General features: G+C 36.8%; 20 protein-coding genes and 1 riboswitch. All 20 genes read right to left on the bottom strand.

Going from position 1 to position 22,488, the window contains the following annotated elements:
- Positions 1-80 precede the first annotated feature (80 nt).
- The 20 genes from NSS74_RS05475 to infB all read right to left on the bottom strand — a co-directional run bounded on the left by NSS74_RS05475 (position 81) and on the right by infB (position 22,484).
- Complete coding sequence (locus NSS74_RS05475; protein WP_002088063.1) at positions 81-806, bottom strand: GntR family transcriptional regulator; 726 nt, start codon at positions 804-806, stop codon at positions 81-83.
- Positions 807-1,039: 233 nt separating this feature from the next.
- A riboswitch (purine riboswitch) is annotated at positions 1,040-1,141 on the bottom strand.
- Positions 1,142-1,344: 203 nt separating this feature from the next.
- The gene (locus NSS74_RS05470; protein WP_002014584.1) at positions 1,345-3,729 is read right to left on the bottom strand and encodes a DNA translocase FtsK; all 2,385 of its coding nucleotides are present in this window, start codon (positions 3,727-3,729) and stop codon (positions 1,345-1,347) included.
- Between the two features lie 214 nt (positions 3,730-3,943).
- A complete protein-coding gene (locus NSS74_RS05465) occupies positions 3,944-4,147 on the bottom strand; it encodes a YlzJ-like family protein (protein ID WP_002088064.1) in 204 nt (67 codons plus the stop codon).
- Positions 4,144-4,893, bottom strand: coding sequence for a translocation-enhancing protein TepA (gene tepA, locus NSS74_RS05460; RefSeq protein ID WP_002014582.1), 750 nt, complete (start codon positions 4,891-4,893; stop codon positions 4,144-4,146). Before tepA ends, NSS74_RS05465 begins: the two co-directional genes overlap by 4 nt.
- 102 nt (positions 4,894-4,995) lie before the next feature.
- Positions 4,996-6,666, bottom strand: a complete 1,671-nt coding sequence (locus tag NSS74_RS05455; protein ID WP_002014581.1) for a ribonuclease J — start codon at positions 6,664-6,666, stop codon at positions 4,996-4,998.
- 608 nt (positions 6,667-7,274) lie between these two features.
- Positions 7,275-8,153: a 4-hydroxy-tetrahydrodipicolinate synthase gene (gene dapA, locus NSS74_RS05450; RefSeq protein WP_002014579.1), complete on the bottom strand. Its 879-nt coding sequence runs from the start codon at positions 8,151-8,153 to the stop codon at positions 7,275-7,277.
- An 11-nt stretch (positions 8,154-8,164) separates the two neighbouring features.
- Entirely contained in the window at positions 8,165-9,397 is a 1,233-nt protein-coding gene (dapG, locus tag NSS74_RS05445) for an aspartate kinase (RefSeq protein ID WP_002088068.1), read from the bottom strand.
- Between the two features lie 23 nt (positions 9,398-9,420).
- A complete protein-coding gene (gene asd / locus NSS74_RS05440) occupies positions 9,421-10,467 on the bottom strand; it encodes an aspartate-semialdehyde dehydrogenase (protein ID WP_002014577.1) in 1,047 nt (348 codons plus the stop codon).
- Positions 10,468-10,616: 149 nt separating this feature from the next.
- Positions 10,617-11,216, bottom strand: a complete 600-nt coding sequence (gene dpaB, locus NSS74_RS05435; RefSeq protein WP_002111357.1) for a dipicolinate synthase subunit B — start codon at positions 11,214-11,216, stop codon at positions 10,617-10,619.
- Entirely contained in the window at positions 11,213-12,115 is a 903-nt protein-coding gene (gene dpaA / locus NSS74_RS05430; protein WP_002088148.1) for a dipicolinic acid synthetase subunit A, read from the bottom strand. Before dpaA ends, dpaB begins: the two co-directional genes overlap by 4 nt.
- Before the next feature lie 172 nt (positions 12,116-12,287).
- A complete protein-coding gene (locus tag NSS74_RS05425) occupies positions 12,288-12,536 on the bottom strand; it encodes a YlmC/YmxH family sporulation protein (protein ID WP_002014571.1) in 249 nt (82 codons plus the stop codon).
- A gap of 135 nt (positions 12,537-12,671) precedes the next feature.
- Positions 12,672-13,913 carry a M16 family metallopeptidase gene (locus tag NSS74_RS05420; RefSeq protein ID WP_002088150.1) on the bottom strand — a complete coding sequence of 414 codons (1,242 nt, stop codon included), beginning with the start codon at positions 13,911-13,913 and terminating at the stop codon, positions 12,672-12,674.
- Between the two features lie 86 nt (positions 13,914-13,999).
- Positions 14,000-14,899, bottom strand: coding sequence for a polysaccharide deacetylase family protein (locus tag NSS74_RS05415; RefSeq protein WP_002033683.1), 900 nt, complete (start codon positions 14,897-14,899; stop codon positions 14,000-14,002).
- A 154-nt stretch (positions 14,900-15,053) separates the two neighbouring features.
- Positions 15,054-17,207: a polyribonucleotide nucleotidyltransferase gene (gene pnp / locus NSS74_RS05410; RefSeq protein WP_002033682.1), complete on the bottom strand. Its 2,154-nt coding sequence runs from the start codon at positions 17,205-17,207 to the stop codon at positions 15,054-15,056.
- A gap of 161 nt (positions 17,208-17,368) precedes the next feature.
- Positions 17,369-17,638, bottom strand: a complete 270-nt coding sequence (gene rpsO, locus NSS74_RS05405) for a 30S ribosomal protein S15 (RefSeq protein WP_001229392.1) — start codon at positions 17,636-17,638, stop codon at positions 17,369-17,371.
- Positions 17,639-17,738: 100 nt separating this feature from the next.
- Positions 17,739-18,710, bottom strand: a complete 972-nt coding sequence (gene ribF, locus NSS74_RS05400) for a bifunctional riboflavin kinase/FAD synthetase (RefSeq protein ID WP_002128800.1) — start codon at positions 18,708-18,710, stop codon at positions 17,739-17,741.
- A gap of 43 nt (positions 18,711-18,753) precedes the next feature.
- Complete coding sequence (gene truB, locus NSS74_RS05395) at positions 18,754-19,677, bottom strand: tRNA pseudouridine(55) synthase TruB (RefSeq protein ID WP_002033681.1); 924 nt, start codon at positions 19,675-19,677, stop codon at positions 18,754-18,756.
- A 90-nt stretch (positions 19,678-19,767) separates the two neighbouring features.
- Positions 19,768-20,124: a 30S ribosome-binding factor RbfA gene (rbfA, locus tag NSS74_RS05390; RefSeq protein ID WP_000776437.1), complete on the bottom strand. Its 357-nt coding sequence runs from the start codon at positions 20,122-20,124 to the stop codon at positions 19,768-19,770.
- Positions 20,125-20,139: 15 nt separating this feature from the next.
- The gene (locus NSS74_RS05385; RefSeq protein ID WP_002088157.1) at positions 20,140-20,421 is read right to left on the bottom strand and encodes a DUF503 domain-containing protein; all 282 of its coding nucleotides are present in this window, start codon (positions 20,419-20,421) and stop codon (positions 20,140-20,142) included.
- Positions 20,418-22,484, bottom strand: coding sequence for a translation initiation factor IF-2 (gene infB / locus NSS74_RS05380; protein WP_002014558.1), 2,067 nt, complete (start codon positions 22,482-22,484; stop codon positions 20,418-20,420). The genes NSS74_RS05385 and infB overlap by 4 nt, the downstream gene beginning before the upstream one ends.
- Positions 22,485-22,488: the final 4 nt, after the last annotated feature.

Below are 22,488 nucleotides of genomic sequence, written 5' to 3'. Positions count from 1 at the left end.
CCTCCTGAAATGTTTTGTCTAATGATTCATACGCTGCTGTCCCTTACTTCTTGCTGTCACCTCCCTAAAAAGGAACTTCCCTACATACGTTTTCTTAATACGTGGAAGCTAAACTTATCAGCTCTAAAGTAATTAATAGAATATAAGATTGGCTCATCATTTTGATCATAGTGCATTTGTTTTAAAACTAGCAGTGCCGTTTCAGGTTCACATTCTAAAATCGGTGAAATTTTCGGGTGATAACCAATCGGTTCAATGTGAGCAACTGCGTATGTGATACGCTTGTGCGTATTATTATGTATTACTGTAAGCAGCGATTCCTCATTGTATCCCGATAAATCTGGTAATATCTCTTTTGCCAGTTTATCAATGCAATATACAACTGGTTCCCCATCCGCTGTACGAACACGTTCAATCATTACTGCGCTAAAAGCATCTTCACAATTAAATTTCTCTTTTTCTTCTTCTGTTAAAGTTGTTGTAGATGATGATAAAAAGATTGTTCCTGGTGTTTTCCCCACACTAGAAATCATATCTGTAATACTAGAAAGTTGCTCTATTCCGGAAGAAAATAACGGCTTCGCATTTACAAATGTCCCTACACCATGTCTACGAATAACAACATTTTCTTCTTCTAAAATACGTAGTGCTTCCCTTAAAGTTGCCCTACTTACACCAAGTTCTTTCGCTAGATCAAACTCTGAAGGTAACTTTTGTTTTTCTTTGTAAGCCCCATCTTTAATTTTTCCTTTGATGTGATCAATCACCCGCAAATATAGGTGACGACTATCGGATTTTACTGACATAAGACTCCCCCGCATTTCAATTATTCGACCTCTGATGTAAGACTTCTTTTCTCTTTTTTCAACTTACAACATAGTATAAATTACTAAATACTAAAAATAAGCGTAATTATCGAATAAATATTAATAATTTTTCAAGATGAAATTTTCACACTTTATTCCATAAAAAAAACTTTGTACCATAAACATTTCTCATATAGAGAAAAAGTTCGGCACAAAGATTCCTTACATCCTTTGTTACACACTTTTCCCCTCATAGTCTAGCAATTCATGGTTGCCAGGTAGAAACTTATGGACCTTATCTCCAAGATTATATGAGGCAGTGATTCTTTTCGAAGTAATCTTACCACTTGCTCCCATATGTGTCAACAGATTTCAACATTTTTCTACATTAAATATCGAACGTTTTGAAAACCAAAACGATAAGCATTCGTATTCTAAAGGACCCTTAAAAATGTAAGCCCTTTCTTAGTCGATGACTATAGTATATAACAAAAACAGCATATAAAAAAGCCTAATTGTAAAAACAATTAGGCTTTTTTTAAGAACTTTTTTCTTGCACATCTTTAATGAGTACTCCCCTTGGTTTACTACCTTCATAAGGACCTACTACACCATTCATTTCCATGGCATCAATTAAACGAGCTGCTCGCGTATATCCTACTCTAAATCTACGTTGTAACATAGAAACAGATGCTGTTTGCATTTCTACTACAAGCTGAACCGCTTCATCGTATAATTCATCTTCTACTTCCTGCTTTGTTTCAGGAACATCTTGTGGAATCATATCCTCTTGATATTGCGCTTTTTGCTGCGCAATAACAGATTCTACGACTCTCTCAACTTCATCATCTGATAAAAATGCCCCTTGTACACGAACAGGTTTCGATGCACCAATTGGTATGAATAACATATCTCCACGACCTAGCAACTTTTCTGCACCACCACCGTCAAGAATCGTTCGAGAATCTATTTGGGAAGATACAGCAAATGCAATACGCGATGGAATATTCGCTTTAATAACACCTGTGATAACATCAACTGACGGGCGCTGAGTCGCAATAATTAAATGAATACCAGCAGCACGTGCCATTTGCGCTAAACGCATAATCGCATCTTCTACATCCGAAGAAGCAACCATCATTAAATCAGCTAACTCGTCCACAATTACTACAATATATGGTAATTCAGGTTGTTTCGCTTCCGATTGGCTATTATGTTCTTTAATATAATCATTATATCCTTCAATGTTACGCGTACCGCTATGCGCGAATAATTCATAACGACGCTCCATTTCACTCACAACTTTCTTCAAAGCCTGTGATGCTTTTTTCGGATCAGTTACGACTGGTGTTAATAAGTGCGGAACACCGTTATATACATTTAACTCTACCATTTTCGGATCAATCATCATTAATTTTACTTCATGCGGTTTTGCACGCATTAAAATACTTACAATAATTCCATTAATACATACACTCTTTCCACTACCAGTCGCACCAGCTACTAATAAATGGGGCATTTTATTTAAACGTGCCAATACAGCCTCTCCTGTAACATCACGTCCAAGACCGATTAATAACTTCTCTTCTGGGTGGTTATTCGCCTTTGAATCAAGAACTTCTCTCAGCGTTACCATAGAAACTTCTGAATTCGGAACCTCAATCCCTACAGCTGATTTCCCGGGAATAGGTGCTTCAATACGAATGTCTTTCGCTGCTAAAGCAAGCGCTAAATCATCACTTAAACTAACAATTTTACTTACCTTTACTCCCATATCAGGATACACTTCATATTTCGTAACTGCAGGACCTCTATGTACTTTTGTTACTTTCGCTTTCACACCAAAACTTTGGAATGTACGTTCCAATTTACGAGCATTTTCATAAATTTCCGCATTTTCATTTGTAACTTGCTTATTTTGGGGAAACTTTAATATATCAAGCGAAGGAAGCTTATAATCTTTATTTTCCACATTAGAAAATTGCATAGGAGGTGCTTTCGTTTCACCTTCTAGCGATTCAACGATTTTTTCTCCTCGTTTCTTGTGAGGTTGTTCTTCTGGCGCAGGCGGAACTGCCTCTTCAATAAACGGAGGAGTGATTAAATCATTTTCTTCTATCTGCTTTTCCGTCTCTTCACGTACTGGATAATTCTCAGTAAAATTCGAAATAATTGGTGGACCAATTTCTATTTCTTCTACTGGCTCAATAGCTTCTTCTTGTTCAGCAACACGTTCACGCCTCTTGCTTCTTGTTGTTTTTTTCTTTTCAGTTTGCTCGGCGACCCTTTGAGATTTCCAATCTTTATAATCCCCTTGCATTACTTGAAACTGACTTCTAAGAATTCTCCCTACCGGAGCAAGTACTTCTCCAATATGTTTATTTGTTATACAAAGTATTCCAAGAATAACTAAAATAATTCCAATGATATATGCCCCTACTTCGTCAAATAAGAAGTAGCACGTTGCGAACATCAATGCACCGAACATACCACCACCTAAATGAACACTATCCGGGCCCTTTTTCATTTCAAGGAAGAAGTAATCTTTTGTACTAACAATTACAGAAGTATTTTGCACAGCTCCATCTTTCGTAAGCAGGTTAAATAATGTAATATGACTAAACATTAATATTGCTAGTACAATTAAATAAACACCTATTAGCCGTTTATTTAAAAGGTTGGGCCATCCCCGCTTTATTACAAACGCAACAGATAAAGCTATTACACCTAACACACCAATTATGTACCACTCACCAAAGAAGAAGCGAAAAAATAACACAAACGATTTCCCTACAACACCTAGCTGTAAAATCGTAATAATCGAAAGTGCAAAAAGAGTCAACCCGACGATTTCATAATACAAAGTTGGCTTTATCGTACGTCTTGCCTTAGCCTTCGTCCCTCTTTGCTTTTGTTTTGCCATTTCTTCACCTCGTGTTCTAGAAATTAAGTACAACTTTCTTATAAAAAAGATCTACTTACATGTCTTTCTCTCTATTTTTCAGGTCTTTATATCTTCTATTTTTACACTTCTTGTAAAATGTTAAATAAACAGAAGAAAGCAGCCTACTCATGGCTGCTCAACCGTCTTGTTTTTTATATTATACCATAGCTCCTAAACAAAATCCTTCTTTTTGCTAAAAGGTAATTTTCTGTCCAGGCTCAAACTCTAGGTAGTGAGACGGATTCGTACTTAATACACGTACAATAGAGTAACATTGATTATCCTCCTCAGAAACCACTAATTCCACGCCATTTATATTCACAACTTTTTGGCTTTCGCATTGTGAATAATCGGCCGGATAAACAAGTTGCTCTGGCATAATTGTATATAAAATCATTGTAGCATTGTCCCTTCTGTACTATTATCCTTGCGTTCATCAATTAATTCGTTTAATTTTCGAAGTGCGCTACCAATACCACCGACACCATCTATAAGACCATACTTCACTGCATCTCCACCTATTACATTCGTCCCAATATCTCGCGTCAAATTCCCTTTTGCAAACATAAGCTCTTTAAAACGATCTTCCGTTACTTTCGAATGCTTTGTCACAAATCGAATGACTCTTTCTTGCATTTTATCCAAATACTCAAATGTTTGTGGCACACCTATAACAAGACCTGTTAAACGAATTGGATGAATTGTCATCGTCGCTGTTTCGGCAATAAATGAATAATCAGTTGAGACCGCAATCGGTACACCGATTGAATGCCCTCCTCCTAAAACAAGAGATACAGTTGGTTTTGAAAGCGAAGCCACCATTTCAGAAATCGCTAATCCAGCTTCAACGTCACCCCCAACTGTATTTAATATTAACAGTAAACCTTCAATTTTTGGATTTTGTTCAATCGCGACAATTTGCGGAATGATGTGTTCATATTTTGTTGTTTTATTTTGTGGTGGCAACTGAATATGACCTTCCACCTGCCCAACAATTGTTAAGCAATGAATACGCGATTCATTCATTTGTGGTACATTTGTCTGTCCAAGTTGCTGAATTTTCTCCACTATAGAAGCCTCTTTTGGAACTTCTTTCGGCTCAGCTTCTTTTTCTTCATTTGTATAACGATCACGTTCTGTCATATCGCATCCCCTTTCACTCGTATATAACTATTATTTCTTAAGTTATGAATTTCATTCGATAGGGTTAAAAAAGAAAAAGATCACCTGTAAAGGTGACCTTCTTTATACTTCCATAATAATCGGTAAAATCATTGGCTTTCTCTTCGTTTCTTCGTACAAGAACTGCCCTAATAATTCACGAATATTTTGTTTCAACATAGACCATTCAATTGTATATTCTTTAATTGATTGTTCAACAATCATACGTACAATATCTGTGGATCGTTCGATTAATGCTTCTGATTCACGAACATATACAAAGCCGCGTGAAATAATTTCTGGACCAGAGATTATTTTCTTTTCATCCTTACCAAGTGTTACAACAACAACTAAAATTCCATCTTGAGATAACATCTTTCTATCTCGAAGAACGATGTTACCGACGTCACCTACACCTAATCCATCAATTAAAACATTACCAGCTTGCACTTTACCAGCTAATTTTGCTTCATCGTCACCAAAAGCAATTACATCGCCTTTTTCTACGATAAAGATATTCTCTCTCGCAATACCTACATCTTCCGCTAAATACGCATGTGCTTTTTGCATACGGAACTCACCATGTACGGGTACAAAATACTTCGGCTTCATTAAATTTATCATCAGCTTTAATTCTTCTTGGCTACCATGACCTGAAACGTGAACTTTTCTTTCACCGTAATAAATAACCTCAGCACCAGATCTAAATAACAAGTCAATAATTTTTGATACAGATACTTCATTTCCTGGAATTGGAGAAGCTGCAATAATAACAGTATCACCTTTACGAATTGAAATTTGTTTATGAGCTTGTTTCGCCATTCTAGAAAGGGCTGCCATCGGTTCCCCTTGACTACCAGTCGTTAAGATAGCTACCTTTTTTTCCGGGAAATTGTCTATTTCTTGTAATGAAATAACCATACCTTCTGGAACATCTAAATAACCAAGACGTCTTGCAATATCTACCACTTTCACCATGCTACGTCCTACTACCGCTACTTTCCTTCCAGTTTCAGCAGCTGCATCAAACACTTGTTGAATACGGTGTACATTCGATGCAAATGAAGCAACAATAATACGTCCTTCTGAACTATAGAATACTTTAGAAATCTCTATACCAACTTCTTTTTCCGAACCTGTATAACCAGGACGTTCAGCGTTTGTACTATCAGATAACAAGCAAAGTACGCCTTCATTTCCAATTTGCGCCATTTTCCCAAGATCTGCTCCACTATTTCCGATTGGAGTTTGATCAAATTTAAAGTCTCCTGTATATACTACAGCACCTTTTGATGTATGGAAACAAACACCCACAGAATCCGGAATACTATGTGTCGTTCCGAAGAATGACACATTTGTTGAATTAAACTCTACTGTTGAATTCGAGTCAATTGTTTTTAAGTCTACACGGCCTAACATTCCTGCTTCGCCAAGCTTTTCTTGTATAAGTCCTACCGTTAATTTCGTCGCATATACTGGAATAGATAATTTACGAAGCACATAAACAATTCCACCAATATGATCTTCATGACCATGGGTAATAAATAGTCCTTTTACTCGCTCTTGATTTTCTACTAAATATGTAATGTCAGGAATAACAATATCAATCCCAAACATTTCATCTCCCGGGAACATCAATCCGGCATCTACAATAAAGATTTCAGAATCAATTTCAACACAGTACATGTTTTTTCCGATTTCACCTACTCCGCCAAGAGCAAATACTTTAACAGACTCATTCTCTTTTCTCTTCATGTTGTTGCCTGGTTTAAAAATCTTGCAAACACTGATTTCACTAAAATTGCAGAGACACCAGGGGAAACTCTACAACCACCATATATTCACCGTCCAAGACGAATGTCCTTACCGTTATGCGATATCATGTCCTTGTTAATTTTTTAAACCAGGTTTCACCTCTCTTTCATTATATAAATCAAATATCTTATTCGATATGATATGAAAATTTCATTAAATCTTAATTTTTACCAATTTTGCTAAGCATACCCGTACTAAGCTACTTAGCCATATTATAACTGATACAAGAAATAGAACACAAGTTAAATTATGCGAAAGACAAGAGAAGACACTAAAATGAGATTATAATTTAAGAGGGCAAAATTCATATCAGTTTTACTATTTTCCCTACGTAATAAGAGTTTGATGGAAAAATATTCATGTAAATTCTTTACATAAACATGAAACGATATTCACTAAAAAAATCTTATCTCTGTAATCAGTTTCTTACTAATTCTCCCCCCTGCCATCCCCTTCTTATTACAGCCTATTAACTATAGCTAATTTTCAGCACTTACATATAGTTAGTCAAAATAAAAATGACCTAGTTTCACACTAGGTCATTTTTATTAACGAGGAATAGATTGCATTACGGATTGTAACGTTATTCTTTCTTCTTCCGTTAATGGAAGAAGTGGCAAACGTACAGAACCTACATCTAATCCCACCATTTGTAATGCTGTTTTTACTGGTGTTGGGCTCGGCGCCATAAATAGTGCATCCGTTACTTTTACTAGTAATTGATGTAATTTCTGCGCTTTTTTGAACTCTCCAGCTTGGAATGCAGCAATCATTTCTTGCATTTCATTCCCGATAACATGAGATGCTACAGAAACAATACCTTTTGCTCCAATTGCCATAGCTGGTAATGTTAAACCATCATCACCGCTGTATACTGCAAAGTCGTCCGCTGTTTTTTCAATGATTTCTGTCATTGTTAATACATCGCCGCCTGCATCTTTAATCGCAACAATGTTTTCTATTTCTGATAAACGAACAACTGTATCAACGGAGATTTGTACAATAGATCGTCCTGGAACATTATATAGCATTACCGGAAGCGGAGTGCTTTCAGCGATTGTTTTAAAGTGCTGGTACATCCCTTCTTGACTCGGTTTATTATAATACGGTGCCACTAGCATAACTGCATCAACACCAACTTCAGTTGCCTTTTTTGTTAAATCGACAGAAGCATGCGTATTATTGCTACCTGTTCCAGCGATGACGGGCACCCTTTTATCGACAACAGATACGACATGGCGATATAACGCTACTTTTTCTTCTGATGTTAATGTAGGAGATTCTCCAGTCGTCCCTCCTACCACGATTGCTGTTGTACCGTTATCAATTAAATAATTTACCAATTTCGTTGTCTTTGCAAAATCGATATTACCATTTTTATCAAACGGTGTTACCATCGCGGTTGCAATTGTCCCAAAATCTATCATGATCTCACTCCTTATTGTTCCAGTTGCTTTTCTTTTGAAAGCTCAAATGCACTATGTAATGCATTCACAGCCTCCACTAAATCGGCTTCTTTTACAAGAACCCAAATTGTCGTATGACTATCTGCTGATTGCAGAATTTGAATACCTTTTTCCGCTAAAGCTGTGACAATTTTCGCTGTAACCCCTGGAATACCTGCCATTCCAGCACCAACGATTGAAACCTTCGCACAATGCTCTGTCACCACTGGATCATATCCAAGTTGCTTTAAAACCTCAACTGCACGCGCTGATACACTATCCTTTACTGTGTAAGCTACACCAGTAGGAGAAATGTTAATTAAGTCCACACTAATCCCTTCATTAGCCATTTCTTTAAACACGTGTTGTTGTAAATCATATGCAGTTTCTTTTGCAAGCACTTTAATTTGCGTTACGTTTGACACATGGGCAATCCCTGTAACAGGACGTTCTTCTACATCCTGCCCTTTTGTAGCACCATCATATGCCGCAATAAGCGTACCTTCACTATCAGAATACGTAGAACGTACACGAAGTGGTACTTTTGCATGCATCGCAATTTCAACCGCACGCGGATGAACAACTTTCGCACCCTGATAAGCCATGTTACAAATCTCGTTATATGTTACAGTTTGAAGATGACGTGCATCTTTTACGATACGAGGATCCGCAGTCATAACACCTTCAACATCTGTGAAGATATCGATATATTCAGCATGAAGCGCAACACCTAATGCTGAAGCTGAGGTATCACTACCTCCGCGTCCAAGTGTTGTCGTATCTCCATTTTTCGTTTGACCTTGGAATCCAGTCACGACGATAACATCTACATTTTGTAACTCTTCATGTATACGATCGCAATTCATTTCAATAATCTTAGCATTCGTAAAGTCATTATTCGTTACAAAACCAGCTTGCGCACCATTTAATGCTGCTGCTTTTATACCATTCTCATTCAACATGTTAGAGAAAACAATTGCTGAGATTAATTCTCCGCATGATAATAATAAATCTTGCTCACGTTTAGAAATATTAGGTTCCTCTTGATTTACAAGACTTAATAACGTATCAGTTGCATACGGTTCACCTTTACGGCCCATTGCTGATACAACAGTAACTACTTTATAACCAGCAGCTAACGATTTTTTTATATGGTGAAGCGCATGCTTGCGCCCATTGTCATCACGTACTGATGTACCACCAAATTTTTGAACAATAATTTTCATATTTTGCACCTTCTCTTAGCCGTTTACACTAATTGTAATTTTACTAAGCGCTCTGCAATTTGAACAGAATTCCATGCAGCGCCTTTTAATAAGTTATCAGATACGACCCAAAGGTGGAATCCTTTATCATTATTTAAATCTTTACGGATTCTTCCAACGAATACTTCATTTTTACCTACTGCAGTAGCTGGCATTGGATATAACTGCTCTGCTGGATTATCTTGCAGTACAATACCTTCTGCATTTGCAAGTAAGTTTTTCATTTCTTCTACTGTTACGCCTTCTTTATCTACTTCAATGTACACAGACTCGGAATGACCCGATACAACTGGTAAACGTACACATGTCGCAGCTACTTCTAATTCAGGCATATGCATAATTTTTTTCGTTTCATTAATCATTTTCATTTCTTCGAATGTAAATCCATTATCTTGGAATTTATCAATCTGTGGAATAGCATTAAAAGCGATTTGGAAATGCTTTTCGTCACCTGATACAGGTAAAACATTCGCCTTTACTTCTTCGCCATTTAAGATTGCTTGTGATTGTTCATGAAGTTCTTCAATAGCTGCCGCACCAGCACCTGATACAGCTTGATATGTGGAAACGATTACTCGTTTTAAACCATATTGCTGGCGAACTGGTTCAAGAGCTACTACCATTTGAATTGTAGAACAGTTTGGATTTGCAATAATACCATTATGTTCTTTTAAATCATTTTCATTTACTTCAGGTACAACAAGTGGCACGTTTTCTGTCATACGGAATGCACTTGTATTATCAACAACAATTGCACCGCGCTTTGCTGCTTCTGGCGCTAATTGTTTCGATACAGATCCACCTGCACTAAATAGTGCAATATCTACTCCTTCAAAACTTTCAGGAGTTGCCTCTTGAACTGTAAATTCTTCGCCTTTAAATACAAGTTTCTTACCTGCAGATCGTTTAGATGAAAGTAACGTTAACTTCCCAATTGGAAATTCTCGTTTCTCTAAAGTATTTAACATTTGTTCACCAACTGCGCCGGTTGCTCCAACTACAGCGACATGAAAAGTTTTTTGCTTTTCCATCACTATGCCCCTTTCTAGATACCAATCCTTCTATAACTTAGAATTAGAAGGAGCTTACAATGCCCCCTCTAATCTTAATAACGTTAATTTTATCATATTCTACAGTAAGAATGATGGTTTCAACAAAAATTGTACGTTTTTTTCGTTTTTTAATTCATATATCTGAATTTTTCTACAACAACAGGTTGTAATTGTTTTCCTTGTAGCGCTTCCAATACTGTATCTTCAAGTAACTCCATACGAGCTACCATTGAGTTCGGTTTTTTCTCTGGTGCATCTTGGCCAAATGGTACGAAGTAGATGTCTTTTGTAGCCATTAGGCGCATGAGATTTACTCCATTAAGCCCTAAAGCATCATTCGTCGAAACAGCCAATACGACAGGCTTCCCATTTCTAAGCGTCGCTTTTGCTGCCATTAATACTGGAGAGTCTGTCATTGCATTTGCAAATTTACTCATCGAATTCCCTGTTAGTGGTGCAATCACCATGCAATCTAGTGGAATTTTCGGTCCTAGTGGCTCTGCGCCAACGATTGAATTAATTGCCTTAAAACCGGTTATTTCTTCGATCTTTTTAATCCATTCTTCCCCTTCGCCAAATCTAGTATTTGTTGATTGGACAGTATAAGAAACAACGGGACGTACTTCTGCACCTTCTGCAATTAACTTCTCTAAATGTGGCATAACTTCTTCATACGTACAATGTGACCCTGTAAATCCGAAACCAATTCGTTTTCCCTTCAAACTCATTTCTCATCATCCTCCTTTGCGATTGCATCTGCTATTAATAACTGAGAAAGAACATTCGCTAATATTTGTCCTGCTGTTTTCGGTGCAACAATCCCAGGAAGACCAGGTGCTAATAGTGCCTTCACTCCACGCTTCTCCGCATAGCGAAAGTCCGTGCCACCTGGCTTAGAAGCTAAATCAATAACTAGCGTATGAGCTGGCATTTTTGAAAGAACATTCGCTGTCACAACAAGATGCGGAATTGTATTAATAACAATATCGATATTACCTACTTCTTTCTCTATGTCTTGCATATGAAAAGGAGAAAACATCATTTCTGTAATACGAGCAATATGTTCCGAACGTCTCGCTCCAACTTTGACATGTGCTCCTAATGATTGAAAGGCTCTTGCAACACTCATACCAGTTCTACCAAATCCTAAAACCATTACATTCGATCCATGAATTGTGTAATCAGTATGTTGAATAACCATCATTAGTGTACCTTCTACGGTCGGAATAGAGTTATAGATTGCAACATCATCACGATCAAATAATTTTACAAGTTTGCGATTTGTAGTAGCTACGAGATTTTCCAAGTAAGGTGTACCAATACCTGAATATATAGTGAAGTTTTCTGGCGTCTTTTCAATTTGTTCTTTCGTTATGGAAACTTTCTCATTTGAAAAAATAGTATCTACTTCTCCTCTGGCATTCGTCCCTGCAACCGGCAAAATAATTGCATCTAAGGAAGTGAAATTTAAATCTTGTATACTTTCCTTTGCTGCCCCTGTGAAGCCATGATCTAACTGTTCAAACCCTATTAATGAAAGTTTCGCGTCCAGTTCGACTAGCTTGCGAATTACTTCTAGCTGCCGTGCATCTCCTCCTATGACAGCAATATGCATCTCAGTCAACATTCCCTAATTCACCTTCTTTTTCTTTCATTTATAAGAAAAATGCCTACTTTTTCTTTTTCCTCCACATCATATGTAATGTACGAGTTTGAGGTGATTGAAAAACAAAAAGCACACGTGATTTATCTTCTTTATATAAAGATAAAAAAAAGACAACCAAAATGGTCATCTTTCACTATGATCTTGAATGGTTCGTAAGATCGCAAAGTATCATATCATTTCCAACCTTCTTTATTTTGCTCCATTCTACTCTCACTTCTTGCTGTTCTCTTTTAAAACCTCCCCATTTCCCAGCAGGTATAATAAGCGCTTGTATTTTTCCATCTCTCTCATCAATTTCTAAATCTGCATGACCTAAAACTCCCATTTTTTCTGCTCTTTCTAAATCCACAATCTCTTTGCCACTTAATTCACTTAAACGCATTAAATCTCCCCCTATCCTACTTTTTATGAAGGTTATCCTATAATAAGTACCTATTCTGCATATATAAAAAAAATAACCGTATCTCATATAAAAGAGATACGGTTATTTCCGAAAGCGAATGAATTACAAGATCGATTAAAGTTTCATTCCTTTTGGCAGTTTTCCATCCGGACTAATAAGTGCCGCAGAGAATTCATCGGTAAACATATTGCGAATTAACTCGTCTACATTTTGCTTTGTTACAGTGTTTACACTTTCAATAATCTCATCAAGAGAACGATGTTTACGAAGAAGCAATTCGTTTTTACCATTACGGCTCATACGACTATTCGTACTTTCTAAACTTAACATTAAGTTTCCTTTTAATTGTTCTTTACTGTTAACAAGCTCTTTTTCTGTAATACCTGTATTTTTCAACGTATTTAACGTTTCTTGCATTGTTTCATACAGTGTATCTAATTGTTTACTACCTGTTCCACCGTAAAGTGTTAACATTCCTGTATCTTCATAAGAAGAGTGATAAGAGAATACTGAGTACGCTAACCCGCGTTGCTCACGTACTTCTTGGAATAAACGGCTACTCATACTACCGCCTAAAACATTATTTAATACAATTAAGTTATAAATATCTTCGTGTCCCATTTGCAAGCCTTTATATCCTAAACATAAATGAGCTTGTTCTGTTTCCTTCTTACGTGCTACTTTATTGAAATGGAAAATTGGGCTATGTACTTGTTCACGGTTTGTTGTCCCTTCGTAACTACCGAAATATTGCTCTACAGTTTGTAAAAATGCTTCATCAATATTCCCTGCAATTGATACAACAACATTTTCAGGTGTGTAATGATCTTTCATATATTGACGTAACGTATCACCTGTAAATGTTTCAAGCGTTTCTTCTGTTCCTAAAATAGGATATCCAAGCGGATGCGTTTCATATGTTGCTTTCGTTAACATATCATGCACAATATCATCTGGCGCATCTTCGTACATTTTTATTTCTTCACATACAACATTCTTCTCTTTTTTCAGTTCTTCCTCATCAAATGTTGAATTAAAGAACATATCTGCTAAAACATCTAATGCATATTTAGCATGCTCATCTAGCACTTTCGCATAGTAACATGTATATTCTTTTGAAGTAAAAGCATTTACTTGTCCACCAATGCTATCAAATGATTCTGCAATCTCTCTTGCACTTCGCGTTTCTGTTCCTTTAAAGAACATATGTTCCAAAAAGTGTGAAACCCCATTATTTTTTTCATTTTCATTTCTTGAACCTGCGTGGATCCATATACCAATCGCAACCGAGCGTACAGTTGGTATATTCTCCATAACAATTCTTACACCATTTTTACACGTATATTTTTTAATCAAAAACTTTCCTCCTAATGCCAGTTTCTCTAAATAATTGCTATTATTTAATGATAACAAGTTTAGAGATGAATGTCATGCAAATGTATTTAATCCACACGTTTTTCATCTAGTAATTCTGTAATATTCCCCACTTTATATCCTTGTTCCTTTAAATTTTTAATCATAGTATCTAGCGCTTCTGTTGTAGATGAAGTAGGATGCATTAGCACAATAGCACCTGGATGTATTTTTCGCATTACTCTCTGCAATAGCACACCCGGTTCTGGCCGCTTCCAATCAATTGTATCTACAGTCCACATAATCGTCCCCATTTGGAAATCATCCGCTATTTTTACTACCTCATCCCGAAAGCTTCCACTTGGCGGAGCAAACCATCTCACTTTCTGATTTGTAGCTGCTTCTATCATTCGATTCGTTTTTTGTAATTGATCTCGTATTTCATCTGTAGACAGCGTTTTCATATTAGGGTGTGTATAAGAATGATTTCCTACTTCTTGATTTGCATCGACAATCATTTTGGCAAATCGTAAGTTTTCTTTCACCCAGCGTCCTTCTAAAAAGAAAGTCGCCTTCACATCATGTTTTTTCAATATCTCTAATATACGTGGCAAATACTCATTACCCCAGGCCACATTAATTGTTAATCCCACCATCTTTTTATTTGGATGTCCTCGATAAATGGGAGCTGGTGGTAAATCTTCTAAGTGAACACTCGGTGATACTTCCTTAAATTCAAGTTGTTTTTGATCAAACTTCTTGATTTTCTTCATATTATTATAGGACGCTTCTATATCCACTTGTTTTCCATTATACCCAGGCGTCGCCTTCCAAATCTTATCAATCATCGCATTTTGCGGCATAATCTCGTACTGTTTTACATGCTTTTGAATCTCTTCATGCAAGTTATCCTGCGCAAAAACGGAATAAGAGCCACAACCCATATATAAAGAAAATATAAATATGTACGCTAATATACGAGCTTTCATATAAACCCTCCCATTAACTATAAAAAAGAAACCATTTTCTTCTTATCTTTGTTAATTTGAGCGTTATGATGAAAACTATACCTATACTCACATAAAAATCTAAATGAATCACATTTTTTACATAACAAAAAAAGCCAGCTAAACTGGCTTTCACTTATTGTTGCTCTTGTGCGTTTTCTTCTTTAGCTGCTTCTTCTTTAGCTGCTTCTTTTTCTTGCTCTTCTTTTAGCAATACTTTTCTAGATAAGTTTACACGACCTTGTTTGTCAATCTCGATAACTTTAACTGAAATCTCATCACCGATTTTCACAACGTCTTCTACCTTACCTACACGCTCAAGTGCAAGTTCAGAAATGTGAACAAGTCCATCTTTACCGCTAAATAATTCAACGAACGCACCGAATTTTTCAACGCGTTTAACTTTTCCTAAGTAGATTTCGCCTACTTGTACTTCGCGAACGATATCTTCGATAATTTTCTTCGCTTTTTCATTCATCTCTTGATTAATTGATGAAATGAATACTGTACCATCTTGCTCGATGTCAATTTTAACGCCAGTTTCTTCAATGATTTTATTGATTTGTTTACCACTTGGTCCAATAACATCACGAATTTTATCTGGGTTAATTGCCATTGTAATAATCTTCGGAGCATACGCAGATAACTCAATGCGAGGTTCAGCGATAACAGATAACATGTGATTTAGAATGTGCATACGACCAACTTTCGCTTGTTGTAATGCTTCTTCTAAAATCTCACGAGATAAACCATCGATTTTAATGTCCATTTGTAGTGCAGTTACACCTTTTGCAGTACCTGCTACTTTAAAGTCCATATCACCTAAATGGTCTTCCATTCCTTGAATATCTGTTAAAATTGTGTAATGCTCACCAGATTTCACTAGACCCATTGCAATACCAGCAACTGGTGCTTTAAGTGGTACACCCGCATCCATCATCGCTAATGTACTACCGCAAATACTCGCTTGTGAAGTAGAACCATTTGACTCTAATACTTCAGATACAAGACGAACTGTATATGGGAAATCCTTTTCAGATGGAAGTACAGGTTCAAGAGCACGTTCTCCTAGTGCTCCGTGACCAATTTCACGACGACCTGGTCCACGCATTGGTCTTGTTTCACCAACACTAAATGAAGGGAAATTATAATGGTGCATAAAGCGTTTTGACTCTTCTACACCTAGACCATCTAAAATTTGCACATCGCCTAATGCACCTAATGTACAAATACTTAATGCTTGCGTTTGTCCACGTGTGAATAGACCAGAACCATGTGTACGAGATAAAATGCCAACCTCTGATGCTAAAGGACGAATTTCGTCACCTTTACGACCATCTGGGCGGATTTTTTCAACTGTAATAAGACGACGTACTTCTTCTTTTACAATTTTATATAAAATCTCACTTACTTGTCCTAATGTATCAGCATCAGCTTCCTCAGCTTCGTAATGCTCAATTACACGCTTTTTCACTACGCTAATTGCATCTTCACGTGCATGTTTTTCGTGCACTTGAATTGCAGAATGCATATCTGTCTCAGCCATTTCACGTACAGCTTGGTTCAAATCAGCATCCACTTCATAAAGTTTCACTGCTGTTTTCTCTTTACCGACAGCTTGTACAATCTCTTCTTGGAATGCAATTAGACGTTTAATTTCATCGTGTCCAAACATAATTGCTTCTAACATTGTTTCTTCAGGTACTTGATCCGCTCCTGCTTCAACCATGTTAATTGCATCTTTCGTACCAGCTACAACAAGGTGCATATCACTTTGTTCTTGCTGTTCTACTGTTGGATTAATAACGAACTCGCCATTAATACGACCAACTGTCGCACCTGCGATTGGACCTTCAAATGGAATATCTGAAATAGATAATGCTAATGAAGAACCAAGCATAGCTGCCATTTCAGAAGAACAGTCTTGATCAACACTCATTACGATGCTGACAACTTGTACTTCATTACGGAAACCATCTGCGAAAAGTGGACGGATTGGACGGTCAATTAAACGACTTGCTAAAATTGCTTTTTCACTTGGACGGCCTTCGCGCTTAATAAAACCGCCTGGGATTTTTCCAACTGCATATAAACGCTCTTCATAGTTTACTGTAAGCGGGAAGAAATCTACATTTTTTGGCTCTTTTGATGCAGTTGCTGTAGATAGAACTGCTGTGTCGCCATATCTTACTAATACTGCTCCGTTTGCTTGTTTTGCAAGCTGACTTGTTTCAATTGTTAGCTGACGACCAGCTAAATCTATCGAGAAGACTTGCTTTTCCTGACTCATTTAAGTACCCCTCTCAATTTAAAATATTCAATTCTTCTATGTAAATGGGTAGTATATCACAATATTCTTTCCTCTAGTATTGCCGAAAATTAAGTAAGCTATAAAGAGTAGAAGATATATTTTTACCTAACAAAAAAGCGGGAATATTCCCGCTTCTTTGACTATCGACGTAAGCCAAGCTTTGTGATTAATTCACGGTAACGTGTGATATCGCTATTACGAAGGTAAGTAAGTAAGTTACGACGTTTACCAACCATCTTTAATAGACCACGACGTGAATGATGATCCTTCTTGTGAGTACGTAAGTGCTCGTTTAGAGTGTTAATTTGCTCCGTTAGGACAGCAATTTGAACCTCTGGAGAACCAGTATCAGTCTCATGAGTTCTAAATTGTGCAATGATTTCATTTTTACGCTCTTGTGTTAAAGCCATCCTATTTCACCTCCTAATAATTAAACCCCCAGTTACCTAGCAAGCATCGGTGAGTCGCAATGCCAAGTAATGGTTGTCATAAAGTACATAACATAGAATACTACTTTTCATTTGAAAAAGCAAGTATATTCTTTACGCTCGCAAAATATTCTTGGGCAACCTTTTTATCTTGAGCGATTTGCGCAACTAACTCATCAATTCCATTAAACTTTTTTTCTTCTCTTATACGCATGTGCCATTCCACTGTAACACTTTGATCGTATATGTCTTTATTAAATTCAAATAGATGCACTTCAATAGATAATTGACGCTCATTCTCTTTGAAAGTTGGTTTATATCCGATATTACATACACCATCATGCCATTCATCATGAACCTTCAACCTTACCGCATATACACCTACAGGTGGCAACAAATATTCATCACTTAAACCTACATTTGCAGTTGGGAAACCAATTTGACGTCCACGCTTATCACCGTGTACAACTGTTCCTTCTACCGTGTAAGCTCTCCCTAAAATAGATGGAATTTGTTCCATTTCACCGTTTCGAATTAACTTTCGTAATGAAGTAGAACTTACTTTTTCTTCTTGATATTCAACTTTTTCGATCACGGTCTGTGTAAACTCCCCTCTTGCATGAAATGGTAAAGTCTCCATCTTCCCTTTTCCTAAACGTCCATATGAATAATCAAAGCCTGCTACTACATGCTTTACATTTAAACCAATAATATACTCATCGACAAACTGCTGTGGTAATAATCCAGCAAATGGCTCATCGAATTTCACCACATATAAGATATCAATTCCTAAACTTGCGATGATTTCTTCTTTAAGGCGCATCGGTGTAATATACTCCACATGCGCTTCTTTTTTTCCTAATACAACAGATGGGTGTGGATGGAACGTCATGACAGCACTTTTACATCCTCTTTCATCCGCTATTTTTTTCGCTGTTCGAATCACACGTTGATGTCCTAAATGAATGCCATCAAAATATCCTAATGCCATTACAGTAGGTGGTAATTCTATTTTATTTTGTTCATGTGGATGAGTTAAATGAATAAGTTTCACGCTTGAATTCACCTTTTTCTGTAATAATCCTTCCAATAATTCATTATAGCTTTAGTTCTTGATTATTCACAAGTACTTTCATTGGCTTTAGCATTCCAGGGTGTTTTGGGTGATGTTCATAAATTGCTAAGCAACGATCATTTTTATCAAATACTGTAATAAATGGTGCTGTTGTTTCTAATTCATTCTTTAAGAACATACCGTTCTTTATTTTTTCAGCTTGCTTTTCATCTACAACCATTTTTGGAAACTTACTTAGCGCCTCATCAATTGAGATGAAAATAGACTCTACTGTTCCATTTTGCACGTTTTCTTCAATTTCTTCAAATGATATGCAATCTTCTAGTAAAAATTCACCAGATGCTGTTCTTACAAGGTGAGACATATGTGATGGAAATCCAAGTTTTTCACCTATCATTACTGCTAGTGTTCTTACATATGTTCCTTTACTACACGTTACACGGAAACGAAATGAAATATTTTCCCCTTCAAAAACTTCACGTTCATCAAGTAATACAAATTCATGAATTGTAATTGTACGAACTGGACGTTCAACTTCTTGTCCTGCCCTTGCATATTCGTATAGTTTTTTCCCGTTAACTTTTACAGCTGAGAACATCGGCGGCATTTGTTCAATTGTCCCTGTTAATTCCGCTAGTACCTCTTCTACTTCTTTACGTGTAATGACACGATTTACATCTTGTTTCTCCACAACTTCACCAGAAGCATCTTCTGTTGTTGTCGAAAATCCTAATGTCACTTCACCTTCGTATGTTTTTGTTTCACTTGTTAAAAATTGCGCAATTTTTGTTGCACGCCCAACGCAAATAGGTAATACTCCTGTTACATCTGGATCCAGTGTCCCTGTATGACCAATTCGTTTCTCACGCAATATCTTTCTTAATTTGAACACACAATCATGTGATGTCATTCCCTTTGGCTTATGTAATAATACTACACCTTCCATATACTCACCTCATCATTATTCTTTTGTAGTAATTGCAATTATGCAAAACTTATTTTACATTGAAAAAATGGATAGACAAATGTCTATCCATTATTCTTCACGTTTACCGTCTTTATTAATTTCATGTAAAAGTGTATCAATTCGATGACCATATCCGATAGACTCATCAAACTCAAAGGTAATTTCTGGTGTTTTACGAAGACGAATACGTTGGCCAATTTCTGAACGAATAAAGCCTTTTGCCTTCGCTAAACCTTTTAATGTATTTTCTTTCTGTTCTTCGTCACCTAAAACAGAAATGTATACTTTAGCAATTTGTAAATCTCCACTCACTTGTACATCTGTTACTGTAACAAATCCAATACGTGGGTCTTTAATTTTACGACTGATAATGTCGCCTAATTCTTTTTTCATTTGCTCGCCCACACGGTTCGCACGTAATTTCATAACTCTTCACCTCATTCAATACCATTCCAAATGTGTTATCGTACGTTCAATTTCAGGAAATGAATCGATATACTCAAGTACACGATTCATTTCTTTTTCACAGACAACACGATTTGAGGATACGGAAACAATTGCAATTTCTGTACGTTGCCATACATCTTGATGCCCAACTTCAGAAACAGCTACATTATAGCGCTGTTTCACACGAGTTAACACACGTTGCAAAATTGCTCGTTTCTCTTTTAAAGAATGCACATCGTAAATCATACACTCGAATGAGAGTGAAGCGATAATCATCGCTTCACTTCTTCCATAACGTATGCTTCAATGATGTCCCCTTCTTTAAGATCATTATATCTCTCAATTGTAATACCACACTCATAGTTTTGTGCAACTTCTTTTACGTCGTCTTTGAAACGTTTTAACGTATCAAGTTTTCCTTCGAAGACTACTACGCCATCACGGATAATACGAACGCCACTATCACGTGTAATTTTACCGTCTATTACGTAACAACCTGCGATTGTTCCAACTTTTGTTACTTTGAATGTTTGACGAACTTCCGCTTGACCGATTACTTTTTCTTCGAATTCTGGATCCAGCATACCTTGCATTGCTGATTCAATTTCTTCGATTACTTTATAGATAATACGGTGTAAACGAACATCAACTTTCTCTAATTCAGCTGTACGCTTCGCATTCACATCAGGGCGTACGTTAAATCCAATTACAATTGCATTAGATGCAGAAGCTAAAATAATATCAGATTCTGTAATCGCACCTACGCCTGTATGGATAATTTTCACTTTTACGCCTTCAACATCAATTTTACGAAGTGATGCTGCCATTGCTTCTACAGAACCTTGTACGTCTGCTTTCACAATTAAGTTAATTTCTTTTACATCGCCCTCTTGGATTTGTTGGAATAAATCTTCCAGGCTGAATTTAGATTTCTCACCACGTTGTGCAACTAACGCTTCTTGTGCACGTGATTCACCAATTTGACGAGCTTTCTTCTCATCAGCGAATGCCATGAAACGATCTCCCGCTTGTGGCACTTCATTTAAACCTGTAATTTCAACAGGAGTTGATGGACCAGCAACTTTTACACGACGACCAATATCACTTACCATTGCACGAACACGACCGAATGATGTTCCAACAACAATTGGATCTCCAACTCGAAGTGTACCGTTTTGAACAAGTAATGTCGCGATAGTTCCTTTACCTTTATCAAGCTGTGCTTCAATTACAGTACCAGCTGCATAGCGATTTGGATTTGCTTTATATTCTTCTACTTCACTCACAAGAAGGATCATTTCTAGTAAGTTGTCAATTCCCTCGCCTTGAATCGCAGAAATTGGTACGAAAATCGTGTCTCCGCCCCAAGCTTCTGGAACTAATTCATATTCTGTTAATTCTTGCATTACACGATCAGGATTTGCCGCTGGTTTATCCATTTTATTCACAGCAACAATAATTGGTACTCCAGCTGCTTTCGCATGGCTAATCGCTTCAACTGTTTGTGGCATAACACCGTCATCAGCTGCAACAACAAGAATTGTAATATCTGTTACTTGTGCACCACGAGCACGCATTGTTGTAAATGCCGCGTGACCTGGTGTATCTAAGAACGTAATTTTCTTATCATTTACATCAACTTGGTATGCACCGATATGCTGAGTAATTCCACCAGCTTCGCCAGCAGTTACTTTTGAATTACGGATAGAGTCAAGCAATGTTGTTTTACCATGGTCAACGTGTCCCATAATTGTAACAACAGCTGGACGTTCTTTTAAGTTTTCTTCATCATCTTGCTCATCGATGAATGTTTCAAATTCAGTTTCACTTACAACTACTTCTTCTTCTACTTCAATACCGTAATCAGTTGCAATTAACTCAATTGTATCTTTATCTAAGTCTTGGTTAATTGTTGCCATAATTCCTAGCATGAAGAGCTTTTTAATAATTTCAGATGGCTCTTTGCTTAACTTTTTAGCAAGGTCACCTACTGTAAGGCTTCCAGAGAAAGTGATTTTATCTGGTGTTTCTACTATTGGTGTTTGTTGTCTTCCAGCAAAGTTATCTTGACGTTTATCTTCATTTGCTTTGCCTTTTTTCTTATTCTTATTGCTGTTCTTTTTACTGCGAACAACTTTCTCTTCTACTTCAAACTCATCTGCAACAGAAGGTTTTTCCGCTCCAGCGCTATATTGATTATCTAATTTGTTTACTACTTCATCTTCTAACATTGTCATATGATTCGAAACCTCGATATTCATCTCTTTTAGTTTTGTCATAAGATCTTTACTTGAGATATTATTTTTTTTTGCATATTCATGTACTCGAATTTTACTCATACCT

The sequence above is a fragment of the Bacillus sp. FSL E2-8868 genome, from assembly GCF_038005505.1.
GTDB lineage: Bacteria > Bacillota > Bacilli > Bacillales > Bacillaceae_G > Bacillus_A > Bacillus_A mycoides.
Note: the sequence above shows the minus strand (reverse complement) of the source record. Positions and strands in the feature narration are given on the sequence as shown.